This is a genomic window from Flagellimonas baculiformis (assembly GCF_033441575.1).
GTDB lineage: Bacteria > Bacteroidota > Bacteroidia > Flavobacteriales > Flavobacteriaceae > Flagellimonas > Flagellimonas baculiformis.
Map to the genome: position 1 here is coordinate 106,563 of NZ_JAUZVW010000010.1, position 17,156 is coordinate 123,718.

Here is a 17,156-nt window from a genome sequence, read left to right on the forward strand (position 1 = left end):
TTTGTTGGGGTTTTCTTTTTCAATCATCAAAACCCAACAGCATATGGAAACCAATACCAATCGATTACTGTCCTTAGATTTTTATAGAGGCCTGACCATGTTTTTGCTCATTGCAGAATTTTCAAGTCTTTTTGAATTCCTAGTGGCTCCAGAACTTCAAGGTACCCTTATACACACCATTGGGGAGCAGTTTCACCATGTGGAATGGGAAGGATTGCACTTCTGGGATTTGATCCAACCCTTTTTCATGTTCATTGTGGGTGTGGCCATGCCCCTTTCCTTTTCAAAGAGAATGGCCAAGGGGGATACCTATAAAGAATTGCGGAGACATGCTTTCAAAAGAGCCTTTTTGATGCTCGTTTTGGGATGGGCTTTGTACTGCATCGATCCCGGAGAAATCGTTTTTAGGTTCCAAAATGTGTTGGCACAGCTATCGGTCACCTACCTGCTTGCATTTTTGGTCATCCGCAAAAAACCTATGGTTCAGATCGGGTTTTCCCTATTGCTGATCTTGATCAGTGAGGCCCTTTACCGATTTTTCCCGCTTGAAGGTTTTGACCATGCCTTTGTGCCCGGAGAAAATTTTGGCGCGTGGTTCAATATTTTGATTTCCGGCGAAGAAGATGGTGGGCATTGGGCAATGTTCAACGCCATTCCCACCGCTGCCCATACCATTTGGGGCGTGCTGGCAGGCCAATTGTTGATCGGCAACAAAACAACCCAGGAAAAAATCCGGCTTTTGGTAATCGGGGGTGTTGTGGCCTTGATCATTGGTTACGGGTTCAGTTATGTAACACCGATCATCAAACGAATTTCCACAAGCACTTTTGTTTTGGTAGGTGGCGGATGGTCCATTTTGGCCCTTGCACTCTGCTATTGGGTGATAGATGTCAAAAAATACCAAAAGGGAGTGCTGTTCTTTGCCGTTGTGGGAATGAATCCGTTATTCATCTACCTGTTCGCCCATGTAGGCGGAGCAGCGTTGATCCGAAAGATATTCCTGCCGTTTTCCAATGCCCTTTTTGGATGGACCGGAGCACTGAGCGCCAACATACTGTTGAGCATTGTAGTACTCTTTTTTCTATGGTTCATTTGCTTTTGGATGTACAAAAAGAAACTATTTTTCAGAATATAATCAACTCAATAAGAGCATTTACCATCATGAAAAATCTTTTATATCTCTTTGGCCTAAACTGTCTCCTCATCGCCTGCGGCGGTGGAAATAATGATGCTACCAATGAAAAACCGGAAACCCAGGAGCCTGTTTTGAATGGTGGGGGTGTCAGCAGCTTTACCAACGTACAACCGATGACGGGAATCGTGATCTGGGATGGAAATCCGAATGCCAACTCGGGAGCACATAGCCTTGAGTATTCCTATATGCTTTTTGAAGATGTGGTTTCTGAAAAGGGTGTCTATGACTGGACGGTTGTTGAAAACAAACTGAACGATATCGCCTCGCGGAACCACCAAGCCATTATTCGTTTCAGATATGCGTATGTAGGACAGCAAACATCGGTACCAAAATACATTAAGGATTTACCGGATTATAAGGAAACGAAAGGGATCAGTGAAGGTAGGGAAACCTGGTTTCCGGATTGGTCTCATCCAGAACTACAAGATTTCACCTTGGAGTTTTATGAAAAATTCGCCGAACGCTATGATCATGATAACCGTTTGGCCTTCCTGCAGGTCGGTTTTGGACTGTGGGGGGAATACCACATTTATGATGGGCCGTTTGAACTGGGGAAAACGTTCCCATCAAAAGCGTACCAAACCCTGTTTTTAAATCGTATGGACACTTTGTTCACTGATCTGCATTGGTCTATTTCCATTGATGTTGAAGATGGTAATGTGACTCCATTCCGTGAGGATCCTTCCCTATTGGATCTATCATTTGGTTTGTTCGATGATTCCTTTATGGCCGAAGAACATGCCACGGTCAACGAACAGCGCTTTAAATTTTTGGGACTCGAAACCCGCTATATCAATAATCCGATAGGTGGCGAATTCAATTATTATACGGATCATGACCAGCAAAATGTATTGTCTCCAAATGGTCCGCACGGGGAATCGTACGAATCGTTCATAAAACGGTTCCATACCACCTATATGATCGGGAATGACCAATACAAATATCAATCCGTGGAGAGGATAAAAGAGGCCAGTATCAATACCGGATACAAATTTGAGGTCACCGATTTTGTAAAGACAAGTGGCACATCGAAAATAACCGTAAAAAATATCGGCACAGCTCCTATTTATTATGATGCCCACCTTTCCATCAACGGCCATAAAGCGACCTCTTCGCTAAAGTCAGTGATGCCAGGTCAAGAAAAACAATTCACCATTGATTATGATGGTGATGAGGATTTGATCATCGTATGCGATCGTTTGTTGAGCGGACAGACCATTGATTTTAAAAGGTCCTTTTAAGGCTGAGTTGGAAGAAGGGCCATCATGACGTCTGATCACAATGACCCTTTTTGCACTAACAACTAAACAACTTAAATTCTACTTTGCACATTTTTATCATGCCAATGCCCCTCATCATCTCGGTCAATGTGATGGCATGGCACTTAAAGTTCCCCTGGGACGTTCACGCCACCTTGATCAATCCACTTTGGTATAAAATGGAAGCCTGTCCAACGGCGCATCAATCTCTATGGTTTTGTTCCCGCTGACAATTTTGCCGGTATCGTCCTTCCACTTTCCTTTTGGCAAGACCACTTTTCGTTTGTAAGCACCTTTTGTCACCACTGGCGCAACGATGATGTCATTTCCCAGTACAAATTGGTCTTTTATCATTTCATATCCATTGTCCGGGTAGGCCAAGGCCATGGGTTTTACAATGGGTTCCCCAGTTTTCGAGGCCTGTTTGGCCAACTCAAGAAAATAAGGCCCCATTTCGGCATGTAATTTTGCCACCTCCAAGCAGTAGGCTGCATTTTCTTTGGAGAGTACCCGCCAAGGCGCTACCGAAAATTGCATCATGGGCATCAAAGCATGGACCTGGGCGGATCGCACCACCAATTCCTCATCAATGGAGGTAAGGTTGATAAACGTGCCGTACTCGCCCCCGCCGATCATATCCGGGCAGGTGTAGGCATATCCCATCAGGCTTTGGCTCATCTGATCCGGGATCAACTTTTGCAGGTCCGTCCAATTGTGCCCTTTGTCCCTCAAGCGTTGTGCCAAGGGCAATCCGGCCATTTTCCAAGAGGCGCGATATTCGTTGAGGGGATAGTCCAAACCAATCTCGGCAAACAGCGCGGTGTGGTCGTTTGGCAGCACTTCTTCATAGGATATGACCCCATTGGCATAAAAATGGGCATCACCTGCATCAAACTTGAAGCCATCAACGCCATACGCTTCCACCAAGTGGTCCAGTTGTTCCTTGAACCACTTCTTCGCTTTCGGATTGCTCAGGTCCAAACATGCACTGGCCCCATTCCACCACCGTACAATGGCCGCCTTTTCCTGGGTGTTTGCCCAAAGAACATCCTGCGTTTTTTGGGGATCGAGCAATAACATGCCCTCTTTCGCCAAATGCCGGAAAACCTCTGAATCCGGACTTATGAAGGGGCATATCCACAGCATGACCTGAAATCCCATATCGTGGAGTTTTTTGATCATGGCCTTGGGATCTATGAACCTCCGAGGGGAAAATTCCCAAACTCCATAATTTTCCTGCCAGTTATCATCGATCATCAAAACCCCTGGAGGGTAACCATTGTCTATGATCCCTTGGGCATATTTGAGGATATCCTCCTCATTTTGGTTGTAGATCAATTCTATCCAGGTATTGTATTGGGGATGGGTAAACAGTTTTTCCTCTGGGATTTTACCATTGGGGGGAAAGAAATGTTCCACTGCATATTGATAGGCATCACGCAAATTTTTACCGACTTCGCCGAAGAGGATCTTATCTTTTTTGGAAGTCACCTGCAAGTGGCCATTATCAAATGCGTATTTGATGGGACCATTGCTCCAGACATATCTGCCCTTATTCGAGAGCAATAGGGGTTGGGCCTGGTTGCCTTCGTTGTTGGCCCACAGATCATGGGTCACTTTGGATTGGCCATCATAAGGCGTGTTGTGGCCTTCAGTGCTCAGACCTCCCCACCAATATTCCCCTTTGGCGATGTCTATGTCCAGTGTATCGGCATTCTGGGAAAATGAGCTAACAGTACCCCATAGCAGCAGTCCAAAGGTAATTACGGTCGATTTCATTTGTTCTTGAATTATTTTTTTGGTATTTGCCACAGGTCCGTTGGATACATGTCCTTCTTCTTTAAGGTATCGATTGCCTTTTGCACTATTTCCTTATCCTCTTTATAGGTCACACCAAACCACTTAGCATCGGATTGCAGCACTTTAACAATGGCCATGTTCTCTTTCAACATCTCATTTACGATCAATGGAATGTAAAATTCAGCCTTCAAGTTTTCATGGTTCTTTTTCAGAAATTCGAGGAACAGGGCTTCCCCATACTTAAAACATTTGGGGGTAAATCCAAAAAAATTCATGGAGACCACCGTGTTTTCATCAATGGGAAGAAGGTTTCCGTCATCATCCTTTCGCATGAGTTCTCCGTTTATTTTTTCTATGTGGGTCCTTTCCACGATGTCGGTCAAATATCCATTTTCATCCACTTGGCATTCGCCCCTCGAGACAAAACCATGGTCGGATATGGTGTTTTTCAAGAGGTAGGACATCGTATAAAAGTTATAGGATTCCTTATCTGTCCCTCTTAAGGCTTCGGCCATCACATGGAAAGCCTCTTTGCCATAGAAATCATCTGCATTGATAATCGCAAAATTTCCATCGATCACATCTTTGACCATTAAAAGGGCATGGCCGGTTCCCCAGGGCTTTACCCTTTCAGGATTAAAATATTCTTTTGGTACATTTTCAATTTCCTGATATACATAAACCACCTCTGCCCTTCCTTTCAATTTTCGGTCGAAGATTTCCTTAAACTCATGCTCAAAACTCTTTCTGATAATGAACACGAATTTGCCGAAACCGGCCTGCAATGCATCATAAATTGAAAAGTCGATCAAAGTGTCGCCTTGGGGGGTAAATGAGTCTATCTGCTTAAGACCTCCATATCGACTTCCCATGCCCGCGGCCAACACCACTAATGTAGGTTTTATTGCTTTTTGCATTTGATTTCTAGAATGTTGACAATCTGATTTTTACTAAAACGTATTTGCTGATTTTTGCTTCAACCTGAACGAACTTACATATTTTTCATCCAAGAAAAAAGCAAAGCCCCAAAAAATGTGCTCGTGCACACTAAAAAAGTGTTTTCGAACACATTCAATGATCTAAGTGATGATACTGACAGAAGAAGGCCAAAGTTTAAAAATGATATCTTACAAAGGCTTCCATGGCGGCATAACTTGCCAATCCCAAGGCTTGATATTTATGGGCCGTTTCCTTGTTGCGCTCCTCTGCCCTCACCCAAAATTCCCTGAGGTCTTCCCCTTGGAACATGACCCCATCCTTCTGGGTCTGGTGGTAAAAAATAGCCTTTCGTTTTCTGAGTACTTGTTCGGGGCTCATGGGCACGGCCATCTCAATTTCATGGATCTCCCACTCATGCCATGCGCCACGGTACAACCAGACCCAGCAATCTTTCATATAGGGTTCATCCTTTAGGCACCGTAATGATTCAAAAAGGGCCTCCAAACAGACCCGATGGGTACCGTGGGGATCGGCAAGATCTCCAGCCGCAAAAATCTGGTGTGGCCTTACCTCTTCAATGATCTCGTTCATGATGGCGATGTCCTTTTCCGACAGGGGACTTTTCTTGATGGCCCCGGTCTCATAAAAGGGAAGGTCCAAAAAATGGACCTGCTCGTCCGGAATACCAAAGTAACGGGTTGCCCCAAGGCTTTCCGCCCTTCTGATGTTCCCCTTCACCTTTCGAACAAGTTCCGAGTCAAACTCCTCCCCTGTCTTCGCCTGAATGTCATTGATCACTTTTGAAAAAAGCGGGGTCTCTCCAATGCTATTGGCCACTTCGGCCACCTTGAGGGCCTCATGGTCGGCCACCGCTATATTTCCCGAAGTCTGGTATGCAATGTGTATCTCGTGCCCTTGGGCCACCAATCGATCAAAGGTCCCGCCCATGGAGATCACATCGTCATCAGGATGGGGGCTGAAGATAATGACCCGCTTCTTTGCCGGTTGGGCCCTTTCCGGGCGGTTTGAATCATCTGCATCCGGCTTGCCACCGGGCCACCCTGTTATGGTATGCTGTAATCTATTGAAGGTCTTTATATTGATCTCGTACGAGGATTGTTCCGAGCTCAACAGATCAGACATGCCCGAATCGTTATAATCCTTGTCCGTCAATTGGAGTACGGGCTTGCCCTTGGCCATACTCAACCACACCACTGCCTTATGCGTAAGGTCTTCCGTCCAAGAGCAACCACCCACCAACCAAGGTGTATCTATCCTGGTCAATTGGGCAGCGGCCTCCTTGTCCATCACAAATGTGGCGTTTCCATGTTCTTGCAGATAGGTAGCAGGAACCTCAGGACTTATTTCGCCCTCAATGGTGGCCTTTACCACTTCTGCCTTGTTTTGGCCCCAGGCCAAAAGTACGATCCGCTTCGCGTTTCTTATGGTGTTGATTCCCATAGTGATGGCTTTTCGGGGAACATTTTCCACACCCTTGAAGGCCGAAGCCGCATCCACCCTGGTGATATGGTCCAAGGTGATGTCACGGGTCGCGGAATTATGGTGCGAGCCAGGTTCATTGAAACCGATATGCCCGGTCCTTCCAATGCCCAATAATTGAAAGTCCAATCCCCCCTCCTCTTCTATCCTTTTTTCATAAGATCTACAGTATTCCTTGATTTCTTCTATAGGGACCGTTCCATCGGGTATATGGATATGTTCCGGGGCAATGTCCACATGGTCGAACAAATGCTGGTGCATGAAATAATGATAGCTCTGTATGTTGCCCTTCTCCATGGGATAGTATTCGTCCAAATTGAAAGTGACGACATTGGAGAAGCTGAGCCCCTCCTCCCGATGCATCCGTACCAATTCCTCATAAACTTTGATGGGCGAGGAACCGGTAGCAAGCCCAAGAACGCAATTTTGTCCTTTAGAGGCCTTCTCCCGGATCAAACTCGAAATCTCCTTGGCGACTTCAATGGAACCTTGTTGGGATGTATCAAAAATGACATTATGGATTTTTTCAAAACGGGTCTCCTCAAATTGTCCCGCGGGTTGGTAAGAGATCAAGCTCGATTTCGTCTTTGTCTTCATGGCCATATGATATGTTTGGTGATTTAACCTATACTTTCTTTTACTTTGTTCCATAACAGGAGTAATGCTGCACCAGCGATAAGGGAGCACAATGTCAAAAGTGATGCCCATATCCATTCGCCATAGATCCAATAGCCTACGGCAAAGAGGGAAGCATATATAAAAATTGCCCCCACGAACATGGCAAGTAATCCTTTGGGGACACTCCAACCTTTGGTTGGCTCAAAATGGATACCCTGCTGTTTGCCTTTTTCCACCACTTTTTTCCAACCTGGACCGCCAGGGTTGATCTTTCGATAAAAATTGAACAAGACCGATTCTTTCTCAGGGGGCGTGGCATAGGTGACCAAAAGCCAAGCCAATGTGGTAATGAGCACCACTAGCACATATTCTGACCAATCTGGCAAAATACCCGTCTTTTGATCGAACAGATAAAGCCCAAAAGGGGTAAGCTTGAACAGCAATGAGAGTGCTCCCGAGACAAACATCGCGGTTATTTCGCTCCAGGCATTGATTCGCCACCAAAACCAACGAAGTATAAAAATGAGCCCGGTACCTGCACCAAAGACAAGCAAAAGTTCAAATAGCTGCAAGGCATTTTGAAGGGCAAGGGCCAAAAGAGCACTCAAAACCATGAGGCCCACCGTTGCATACCTTCCCACCCGCACCAATTGTCTTTCAGATGCAGTGGGATTGACCCGTTGTTTATAAAAATCATACACAATGTAGGACGAACCCCAATTAAGCTGGGTGGATATTGTGGACATATAAGCGGCCACCAAAGATGCCAAAACCAGTCCCAGCAAACCACTGGGGAGTTTGGTGAGCATTGCGGAATACGCAAGATCGTGCCCCAATTTATCATCGGACACAATGGGAAATGCCTCTTTTATGCTCTCCAGGTCGGGAAAGACCACCAATGAGGCCAAGGCCACCAAGATCCAAGGCCACGGACGGACTGCATAGTGCATGATGTTAAAGAAAAATGTAGCCCCTATGGCATGGCGTTCATCTTTGGCGGACAACATGCGCTGGGCAATATACCCTCCGCCTCCCGGTTCGGCACCAGGGTACCAGGAACTCCACCATTGTACTGCTAAGGGAATCATCAACAAGGGGACCAAAGAACCTGTATCGTTAAGATCCGGTATGATATCCAGTTTTGTCTGCACCACTTTGTTTGAAAGTAGGGCCGCGATACCGCCCACTTCGGGAAGGTTAACGGAGTAATAGGCCGCTCCCACCGCTCCTGCCATTGCGACAAAGAACAGTACAAAATCTGTATATACCACCCCCTTGAATCCACCAACGGCGCTGAAGATAACGGTTACGAGACCTGCTGAGAGCACAGTTTGCCAAGGTTCCAGCCCCAACATCACCCCACCTATCTTTATGGCGGCCAATGTAACGGCGGCCATGGTAATGACATTGAAGACCACACCAAGGTAGATGGCCCGGAAGCTCCTTAAAAACTTTGCGGCAGCTCCACCATATCGCAGTTCATAAAACTCTAGATCGGTGTTCACGTTGGACCTTCTCCACAACTTGGCATAAATGAACACTGTCAACAGCCCGGTTAACAAAAAGGCCCACCACACCCAATTGCCCGAAACCCCATTGGTCCTCACTATATCTGTCACCAAATTTGGGGTATCGGTTGAAAATGTAGTGGCAACCATGGACATGCCCAACAACCACCATGGCATTGACCTGCCAGATAGGAAAAAATCCTCGCTGCTTTTCCCCGAACTTTTGGACACATACAGACCAATGCCCAAGGTGAGTGCAAAAAAGCCAACTATGATCCCATAATCCCATAAACCCAACGTCACCATAACTCTCTTTTTCTTGGCCCCTTCTTAAAAGCTCCATCGATAGTCCATGGAATCTTCGATAAGATGGGGCGTTCACGATATTCAAACAAAGGGCTTTTTCTTTTTGGGGAATCCACTGTCCCAATATTTAAATTCGTTTGACTTCCCTGGGGAGTATTTATCATTGATTTTTACAATTTAGATGATGAATCCAACACCTTGGAATTCCATATTTGATGCAATATATAAAAAAATGTGTTCGAGCACAAAGATTTTGTGCTCGAACACATTGTAAATTGAGGAAAAATGAGTCTCATCAATACCAATCACCACCATATTTTCAATACGTTAAAATATGTGCTTTCAATTATAAGGATTTTAAACAATATGTCAGAAAACACAAAACACTTAAAACCATAAGATCAACAGTGTTTTGATTTTGCTTAAAAAAGGTTAGATCGGGATAGGAACTCAATCTTTTGAATTTCAAGTATTTAATTTTCATTATTTAACGATGTGAGCCTAGACTGGATGAGCCGGATAAACTGACCCGCCTACGACGTATTATTCCCTTAAAATTTCAAATAAGTTCACATTTAAGAACAAATTTTCAACACCTACTTTCTGGGATTTGAGAATACCTATTTTTTCCAATTCCTGTAAATATTCAGCTGCGGTCTGTCTTTTCGCTATGCCTTTGTCCACAACGAACTTTACTTTACAGTAAGGTTGTTCAAACAATAATTCTACAAGCTCTTTGGAATAGACCCGCGCAGGTAATTTTTCTTTTGCAAATGCTATGGTTTCCTGCATTAGCGCATTTATGGTATTTATTTTATCCAACGTATAAACAGCAGTTTCTTCAATTCCCTTCAGCATAAACAATAACCATTCCTCCCAATCATGGTTTTCTGTAACCTTTCTAAGATTCTTGTAATACTTGTTCTTATTGTCGATTATATATTTGCTTAAATATAGGATGGGCGCATCCAATAGTCCTTTTTCAACCAAGTAAAGGATGTTCAGAACACGGCCGGTCCTTCCATTTCCATCCGAAAAAGGGTGTATGGCTTCAAACTGGTAGTGCATGACAGCCAATCTCACCAAATCATCCAATCCGTCTTCCGCATGTATAAAATCCTCCAAATTTTTGAGTAAATCCCTAATTTTTTTTTCGCCCTCTGGAGGTGTATAAATTGTTTTTCCGTTGTTTGTAATCCTGGTTCCCGTTGTTTTTCGTATACCTGCATTGTTCTCTTTAATGGTCTGTACAATGGATATAAAAGTATTGGTTGAAAGGGGACGCTTGTCCAGATTGTGATACCCTTCCCATAAGGCCTGCCTATACCTCAAAACTTCCTTGGTCTGGGCATCCGTAATATTTGTGTTGGCAGTAAAAGCCTGGTATAAGCTGTCCTGGGTAGTGACTATGTTTTCAATCTCAGAACTATCCTTGGCCTCTTGCAAGGTGATTGCATTGACTAACATTGACTGATTTGGAATCTCATTGGCCCTACCCTTTAATTCTGCTAATACTCTTGTAGCAGAAATGGTCTGCTTCAGAACCTTTTTGGTTTCAAGCTCATTTTTGGGTGGCAACAGGGGTAAATCGTTATATGCTTCTTTTGGATTGTACATGGTTTCGACATATAGATAAAACTATGTCGATAATTTCGACACAACACAAATATATGTCGAAATATTACATTTTTATCGACATATGGTGTATTATTATAAAAGTCCTCTATTCCTGTTGCGTTATTTAGAATTACATATCAGAATGGAATTCCAGTTTTTAATAATAAGCCATGAACATAAAAAGCGAACGAAGCAAGGCGAAGTGCTGCAAGCCAAATCTTACCGAAACCTAATTTACTGAGCGAGGCAACATCTTAATTTGGAAGCTTTATATCCCCTATAATTTCTGCATAACTTTTCCGGAGCAAGATAAATGGTCGATAGTTCGCCGTTCTTAATATGGTGGCAGGTGGCAGGCCCATCCCTAAAAACATAAATAGTTGACTTTCAATTTTTACACCGTTAACTAAGACCAATTAACCGAACCCTGAACCGTGTTCAAATCGGTACATCCAAAGGCAAAACTTATGGGAGTTTCACGTCATTAATTTAGGCATTTGTTTGGTAAGCAACCAATTAAGGTTCAATGTATCTAATAGATAAATCAATTCCTTTTTGCCATGAAAAAGCTTGTCATATTTCTTTCAATGACCTCCTTAATAATCAATCAGTCCTGTGATAGTACAGATGAAGAAATTGACCTTCAGGGTAACAACCTTTTTGAACTTCAGTATATCAATGCGGGAATGTCTGGAGAAATCATCGAAAAGAAGGACTTGGAGTTTAACGAATTCATTGAGTTTTCATCTGATAATCATTTTGTCAAAAGAAGGGTGTACCCGGACAGTACCAGTATTGCCAAAGGCAATTATCTATTAATTGAATCAGAAGACTCGAAGTATTATGAATTCGAGTATGATGAAGAAAGCTATTTAATTCAAAACTGTGGAAGCTCGCTTAAAGAGCATATCTCTATTTTGAACGACAAGGAAATATTCAATGGAGGTTATCTTCCATGTGATGGTCCGGGTTTTGGATATAGATTAGCCAACTAATAAATGCTAATCTCCAATAAGAAGCATCTATTTTTCCAATTAGGGATGACTGAATCAATAAAAATTCAATACATCACTATAAACCAATATGTTACATTGTTTTTTCAATAATAGGTAACCGAATAGGTAACTTTTGACCACTCCGATATACTTTTCGGAACTAAATTAATAAAATTTATAGACATTTTTAGTTTAATGAATTTAAACCACCATATAATTGAACTCTTCGAGTTCAAACAATTCCAATATTTTTATAAAGTTGTTATCTATGCCAATTAATATTCTACATTCCAACGTTTACTTAAACTTTAGGGGCTAGGTTGGGAACTTGAAATTATATATATTGAATTCTGGTCAACCGCCCATTATCCATCTTAACCAAACCTTAGATATCAAATGAACATAAGCTTCTATAGTAATGAGTATTCCAATGGACGAAAAGACATAGGATTGTAGTGAATATGGCATGCCCTAACGTAAAAATTGAATACCAGTCGTAGTGCGTCAAGAAGCTTATTACATGGGACTGATATCATTATAATAGCAGCAATGTAAGAACCCCACAATGACAGGTCGGTTTTACTAGAACGAGGCAAACGATTAATAAGGGATGACCTAACAATAAGGGTAAGTGGGTCGGGTAGACCGTATCAACTCCTGGTCAAGATCAAATCAATGACGGCAGGTTCCTCGGTTCCCCCTCCAGTGAAATCAAATGTAGTCACTCCGCTAAGGTACAACATACCGTTTTCCAAACTGATATTGTATACCTCATAGTCTTCCTTGGGTTCCCCATCAAAGATAACGACTAGGCGGTCACCCCATTCCCCTTCATTGAACCCAAGTTCTCCTGAAATGACCTCGGCTCCTTGGCCGGGAACGTCCAGATTGATACTGAACCTGCCGTTGGGTTCCACGGAAAGGGACGCACTGCCCCCCTCATGGACCAAGTCCAACCGTTGGGAACCGTCGAAGTTTTCAAAAATCGCACCGGTGGCCGTCCAGTTTCCGGAGAAATCCGAAACGGACAGGACCGGCCCATCCAAAGAAATGGCAACTTCCTCTTCATCTTCGCCACTACAGGAAATACCCAAGAGGAACAACAGGGCATAAAGAATGTAATAATGGGAGTTTTTGTTGCTAGTGTCCTTTACGATAGTTTTTGTAGTTTTCATATCCGTATTTAATTGAGATTGGAAATCATAGTTATGGAGGCACTGGAGCCTTTTTAAAAGTAAAAGTCCCGTCCAACAATAATTTGTCCTCTGGTTTCATTATTTGACACTTTGGTTGCCTACACCTCTTGATAATGGTCGTGATGGCCATAGAAATGGCCTGATCAGTCCGTTTTGGTCCTGATTCCTACACCTGACTTATCGAACCGCTTTGGATTTGGTATATTGGGAAGGGGTGAGCTTGTAGATTTCCTTGAACGATCGGGTAAAATAGGATAGATTATTGAACCCCACCGCATAGGCCACTTCGGAGACGGATCCCCATCTTTTTTGTAGCAGTTCGGCAGCTCTATGGATACGGATGTGTCGAATGAAATCCGAAGTGGGCAGGCCGGTCAGTCCAAGTACCTTGCGATAAAGTTGTATGCGACCATACCCCATGGCTCGGCCGACCGAGTTGACGTCCATATCGGTGTCATCCAAATGGTCCATGATATATTTCTTGAGTTTCCAAATGAACTTTTCCTGATCGGACATCACCTCAGGGGATTTCATGGGAAGCCTTTGAAGTTCTTTACGGATGTTTTCTTGCATCTGCTTACGCTGGGCGAGCAGGTTGCGTAATTTCAAAAGCAGTTCCTTTTTATTGAAAGGTTTGGTGATATAATCAATTGCACCATGGGACAAACCGACCATCCTGTCCTGTTGGGAGGCCTTTGCCGTAAGCATGATGATGGGAATATGGGCCGTGCGCTCGTCCTGTTTGAGCAACTTGCAGAGTTCATTACCATCCATTGTTGGCATCATCAGATCACTGATGATAAGATCGGGGATATGTTCAAGGGCCATGATCCTGCCCATTTCTCCATCGGTAGCTTCAAATATCCTCCAGTTATTATCGAAAATCCCCTTATAATGCATCAGTAAATCCATATTGTCCTCGACCAATAAGATAGTTTCACCTGTATTTGATTCCGTGTCTTCCCTTGGTTCTTTACCTAGAATTTCCCCTTCGGTACTGGATAAGAGTTGTGATGGCTCCATCAATTCTACGGGAAGTATCAACTTGAAAACCGTTCCCCCACCTTCTGCATTATCAACAACAATTTCCCCGCGTAATAATTCCACAAGCTCTTTGGTAAGGGCAAGGCCGATACCGGTTCCCTGATGATCGTTTTGCTTTTCAAGACGGTAGAACCGTTCAAAGATGTTCCCCATCTCCTTAGGATCCAGACCGGGTCCATTGTCCGCCACCTCAATGGTCAATGTTCCTATGTGATCTTGCCGGTCAAACTTGGCACTGACTCGGACTTTGCCCTTGTCCGGGGTATACTTGATGGCATTGGAAATCAAGTTGTTCATTATCATTTCGACTTTGTCCGTATCGATAAAGACCCATTTGTCCTCTGATGGCATATCCATATAGTAGTCCATCTGCTTGCTTTCGGCCAAAGAAGCAAATGAATCGGCAATGGGTTTCAAAAAATGGAACAAGTTGCAAGGTTCGTTCCGTACCTCAACTTTTTTTGCCTCCAACTTGGAGTAGTCCAACAGTTGGTCAATCAAACGTTTCATGCGCTGGGCGTTCCTTTGTATGATCTTTAGCCCTTGTTGAGTATTTCCATCCCCGTTGCTTTCCAGTAATTCATCGATTGGGCCGGTGATTAAGGTCAATGGGGTTCGGAATTCATGCGAAATGTTGGCAAAAAATTTAGACTTGATATCGCTGAATTCTTTTAATTTTTGCAATTCCAACCGCTCGAGTTGCAATTTGTCCTTTAACCGTTCCCGTTGAATAAAATTCTTGATCATGAACCAGATAGTACCAATACCCAACAATGCATACAGAACGTATGCCCACCATGTGGCCCACAGAGGCGGTGCGACCGTGAAGGGCAGATAGGTGACCGAATCGCTCCAAACACCGTCACTATTGGTCGATTTGACCTTGAAGGTGTAATCCCCGGGGGAAAGATTGGTGAAAACAGCCCTGCGGTCACGGGTATTTATCCAAGCGTCGTTTGAGCCTTCCAACTTGTACATATATGAAATCTTATCAGGGTTCATATAATCCAAAGCGGTATAGGAAAAAGAAATCATGTCCTGTTCATGGGACAATTCCAATGGTCGGTTTGTCTTAAAGCTCTGCAACATTCCGGAATCCCTGATAGATTTGTTGAACAGTCGTATATCGGTGACGATGACCGGAATGCTTTTTTCGTTCTTGACCAGAGGTTCCGGTACGAACCGGTAATACCCACCAACACCCCCAATGGTCAGCATTTTGGTTCGTGGTTCAAAATGGATATAGGGGCTGATGCCGGTATTGGCATGCAGGCCATTGGAGGCGTCATAAAATCTATAGGTTCCCCTGCCCAAATCGACCTGATAGATTCCATGGTCCGAGACCATCCAATAATTTTGACGGTGGTCTTGTGCTATTGCCTTGATCTCTCCATAGGGAAAGTCGAACTGTTCGTGCACATTCAACATTTTGCCTTGGTTTCTGATGAAAAGATTCAACCCCTTCTTCGAACCGATCAATATACTGTCGCAATCTGGGGAGTAGAGCACATTCACCTCATTGTGCAACAGACTTCCCCGATCTTGTTCAACATCCGCCTGTTTCATATAAAAAGCGTTGGTCACCGGATCGATGACCGCAATACCAATATTGGTGGCCGCCCATAATTCATTTTCGTCCAAACGGATAATATCCTTGAATTGTGCGGCACCCTGGTTCGAAAAGCTCGCTGTACCGTCCATCCATTTACCAAGACCGGACAAGGTGCCCACCCAGATTGTTCCCCAAAGATCCTGATAAATATCCAGGACCGTATCATGGGAAAGACTACCGGGGTCACCTGGTTGAAACCGGAGGGTCCAAGTCTTCCCGGTATCTGGATCATAACGGTTGATGCCCCCACTGTTGGTACCAATCCATAAGGAGCCATCTGAAACTTGGACAATACTCAATATCGAGGCGTCCGAAAACGAATGCTTCCCTATCCTTTGGTTTCCATCTCCAATATACAGACCGGAAAAGGCAGTGCCATAGAACACCTTTCCGTTAGATTCTACCATGGACGTGATTTGGTCCTCTTTCCCACCCGCCCTGTAAAATGGAAAATCGAAACTTTGCGCTATTCCCATGATGGTCCCGTTTGTCAATCCGAGCCAGAGCAATCCATCTTTATCCGCGTACCCGGTCCTAATGTTATATCCAACGTTCTCAACGGACAGGAAACGTTCACGCTCAAGATCATATCGATAAATATGGCCATCGTAGGAAGTGATGTAAAGTAGTTGGTCGGCCACACTGATGGAATTCAGGGAATTTGATTTTAGTAAGGGTTCGTTGTCAGTGTCATAATGTTCAAAATTTCGGTTGGTCTTATTGAACTTGTTAAACCCACCATAAGTTGCGAGCCAAATATTTCCCCTGCCATCATCGTACAAATCACGAATGACATTGTTTCGAAAGTTCAGCGTGGGATTGTCGGCATCCGAAAAACGATAATGTTCAAACCATCCCGTCGATGGGTCCAACCTATCGAGGCCACCGCCATTAAGCCCTATCCAAAGTTGGCCATTATGGTCCTCCAACATCTTAGTAACATAATTTTGGCCTATAGAATTTACTTTTTTGTTTTGTTGCAGGTAGACTATGGAATCGGTCCGTGGTCCATACCTTCCCAACCCACCGCCTTGGCTTCCAACCCACATCCCCCCTCTATGGTCCCTATAAATGCTTGAAATAAAATAATTGAAAAATGGAACGGGATTGTTAGGGTCGTAGCGATAGTTCGAAAAATGCTCCATTACCGGATCCAGAACACTGATTCCTCCAGACTTAGTGCCAATCCAGATATTTCCCTCGGAATCCTCTGCAAGCGAATAGACCACATCGTCCACCAATGATCCAGGCTCTCCATAGCTGTTTGTATATCCTTTAAAATCGATACCGTCAAATCGGTAAAGGCCTTGACTGGTCCCAAACCAAAGATACCCTGTCCGATCCTGCAAGATGGCCAGGACTTCCACCTGACCATTGAGTTGGGGTATTTGGATGGTCCTATTGAAAAGGGTCCCCTCTTGGGCATGGGAGAGCGCCGTGAAACCCATAAGGCAAATCAAACAATGAAATCCAAGCCTGTACATAGATGGTGGTTTTGGGTCTTGTCCTAAAAATAAAGGGCGCCTTTTAAAGATACTAAACAATGTCCAAAGAACACATTAATAAG

General features: G+C 43.9%; 10 protein-coding genes. 3 read left to right on the forward strand and 7 right to left on the reverse strand.

Going from position 1 to position 17,156, the window contains the following annotated elements; translation table 11 throughout:
- The first annotated feature begins 43 nt into the window (after nucleotides 1-43).
- The gene (locus SD450_RS14385) at nucleotides 44-1,135 is read left to right on the forward strand and encodes an acyltransferase family protein (protein WP_318345156.1); all 1,092 of its coding nucleotides are present in this window, start codon (nucleotides 44-46) and stop codon (nucleotides 1,133-1,135) included.
- A gap of 26 nt (nucleotides 1,136-1,161) precedes the next feature.
- Nucleotides 1,162-2,436, forward strand: a complete 1,275-nt coding sequence (locus SD450_RS14390) for a hypothetical protein (RefSeq protein WP_318345157.1) — start codon at nucleotides 1,162-1,164, stop codon at nucleotides 2,434-2,436.
- Between the two features lie 177 nt (nucleotides 2,437-2,613).
- Here SD450_RS14390 and SD450_RS14395 read toward each other — a convergent pair whose 3' ends face one another.
- From SD450_RS14395 to SD450_RS14415, 5 genes are all read right to left on the reverse strand, one after another.
- Entirely contained in the window at nucleotides 2,614-4,233 is a 1,620-nt protein-coding gene (locus SD450_RS14395; RefSeq protein ID WP_318345158.1) for a glycoside hydrolase family 31 protein, read from the reverse strand.
- A gap of 11 nt (nucleotides 4,234-4,244) precedes the next feature.
- Nucleotides 4,245-5,171: a sugar phosphate nucleotidyltransferase gene (locus tag SD450_RS14400; RefSeq protein WP_318345159.1), complete on the reverse strand. Its 927-nt coding sequence runs from the start codon at nucleotides 5,169-5,171 to the stop codon at nucleotides 4,245-4,247.
- Nucleotides 5,172-5,367: 196 nt separating this feature from the next.
- Nucleotides 5,368-7,290, reverse strand: a complete 1,923-nt coding sequence (nagB, locus tag SD450_RS14405; RefSeq protein ID WP_318345160.1) for a glucosamine-6-phosphate deaminase — start codon at nucleotides 7,288-7,290, stop codon at nucleotides 5,368-5,370.
- Nucleotides 7,291-7,313: 23 nt separating this feature from the next.
- Nucleotides 7,314-9,125 (reverse strand): sodium:solute symporter family protein, encoded by a 1,812-nt coding sequence (locus tag SD450_RS14410; protein ID WP_318345161.1) that lies wholly within the window; start codon nucleotides 9,123-9,125, stop codon nucleotides 7,314-7,316.
- A gap of 543 nt (nucleotides 9,126-9,668) precedes the next feature.
- Nucleotides 9,669-10,742 (reverse strand): Fic family protein, encoded by a 1,074-nt coding sequence (locus SD450_RS14415; protein WP_318345162.1) that lies wholly within the window; start codon nucleotides 10,740-10,742, stop codon nucleotides 9,669-9,671.
- 560 nt (nucleotides 10,743-11,302) lie between these two features.
- On the opposite strand from SD450_RS14415, the gene SD450_RS14420 reads away from it, so the two are divergent.
- Nucleotides 11,303-11,737 carry a hypothetical protein gene (locus SD450_RS14420; RefSeq protein WP_318345163.1) on the forward strand — a complete coding sequence of 145 codons (435 nt, stop codon included), beginning with the start codon at nucleotides 11,303-11,305 and terminating at the stop codon, nucleotides 11,735-11,737.
- Nucleotides 11,738-12,387: 650 nt separating this feature from the next.
- Here the strand turns inward: SD450_RS14420 and SD450_RS14425 are convergent.
- Nucleotides 12,388-12,912 (reverse strand): glycosyltransferase family protein, encoded by a 525-nt coding sequence (locus SD450_RS14425; RefSeq protein WP_318345164.1) that lies wholly within the window; start codon nucleotides 12,910-12,912, stop codon nucleotides 12,388-12,390.
- Between the two features lie 198 nt (nucleotides 12,913-13,110).
- Nucleotides 13,111-17,073, reverse strand: coding sequence for a hybrid sensor histidine kinase/response regulator transcription factor (locus SD450_RS14430; protein WP_318345165.1), 3,963 nt, complete (start codon nucleotides 17,071-17,073; stop codon nucleotides 13,111-13,113).
- Between the last annotated feature and the right edge of the window lie 83 nt (nucleotides 17,074-17,156).

Bases quoted from the DNA above. Each gene is read 5' to 3' on its own strand.
- SD450_RS14385 (WP_318345156.1), top strand. From the start codon at position 44: ATGGAAACCAATACCAATCGATTACTGTCCTTAGATTTTTATAGAGGC.
- SD450_RS14390 (WP_318345157.1), top strand. From the start codon at position 1,162: ATGAAAAATCTTTTATATCTCTTTGGCCTAAACTGTCTCCTCATCGCC.
- SD450_RS14395 (WP_318345158.1), bottom strand. From the start codon at position 4,233: ATGAAATCGACCGTAATTACCTTTGGACTGCTGCTATGGGGTACTGTT.
- SD450_RS14400 (WP_318345159.1), bottom strand. From the start codon at position 5,171: ATGCAAAAAGCAATAAAACCTACATTAGTGGTGTTGGCCGCGGGCATG.
- nagB (WP_318345160.1), bottom strand. From the start codon at position 7,290: ATGAAGACAAAGACGAAATCGAGCTTGATCTCTTACCAACCCGCGGGA.
- SD450_RS14410 (WP_318345161.1), bottom strand. From the start codon at position 9,125: ATGGTGACGTTGGGTTTATGGGATTATGGGATCATAGTTGGCTTTTTT.
- SD450_RS14415 (WP_318345162.1), bottom strand. From the start codon at position 10,742: ATGTACAATCCAAAAGAAGCATATAACGATTTACCCCTGTTGCCACCC.
- SD450_RS14420 (WP_318345163.1), top strand. From the start codon at position 11,303: ATGAAAAAGCTTGTCATATTTCTTTCAATGACCTCCTTAATAATCAAT.
- SD450_RS14425 (WP_318345164.1), bottom strand. From the start codon at position 12,912: ATGAAAACTACAAAAACTATCGTAAAGGACACTAGCAACAAAAACTCC.
- SD450_RS14430 (WP_318345165.1), bottom strand. From the start codon at position 17,073: ATGTACAGGCTTGGATTTCATTGTTTGATTTGCCTTATGGGTTTCACG.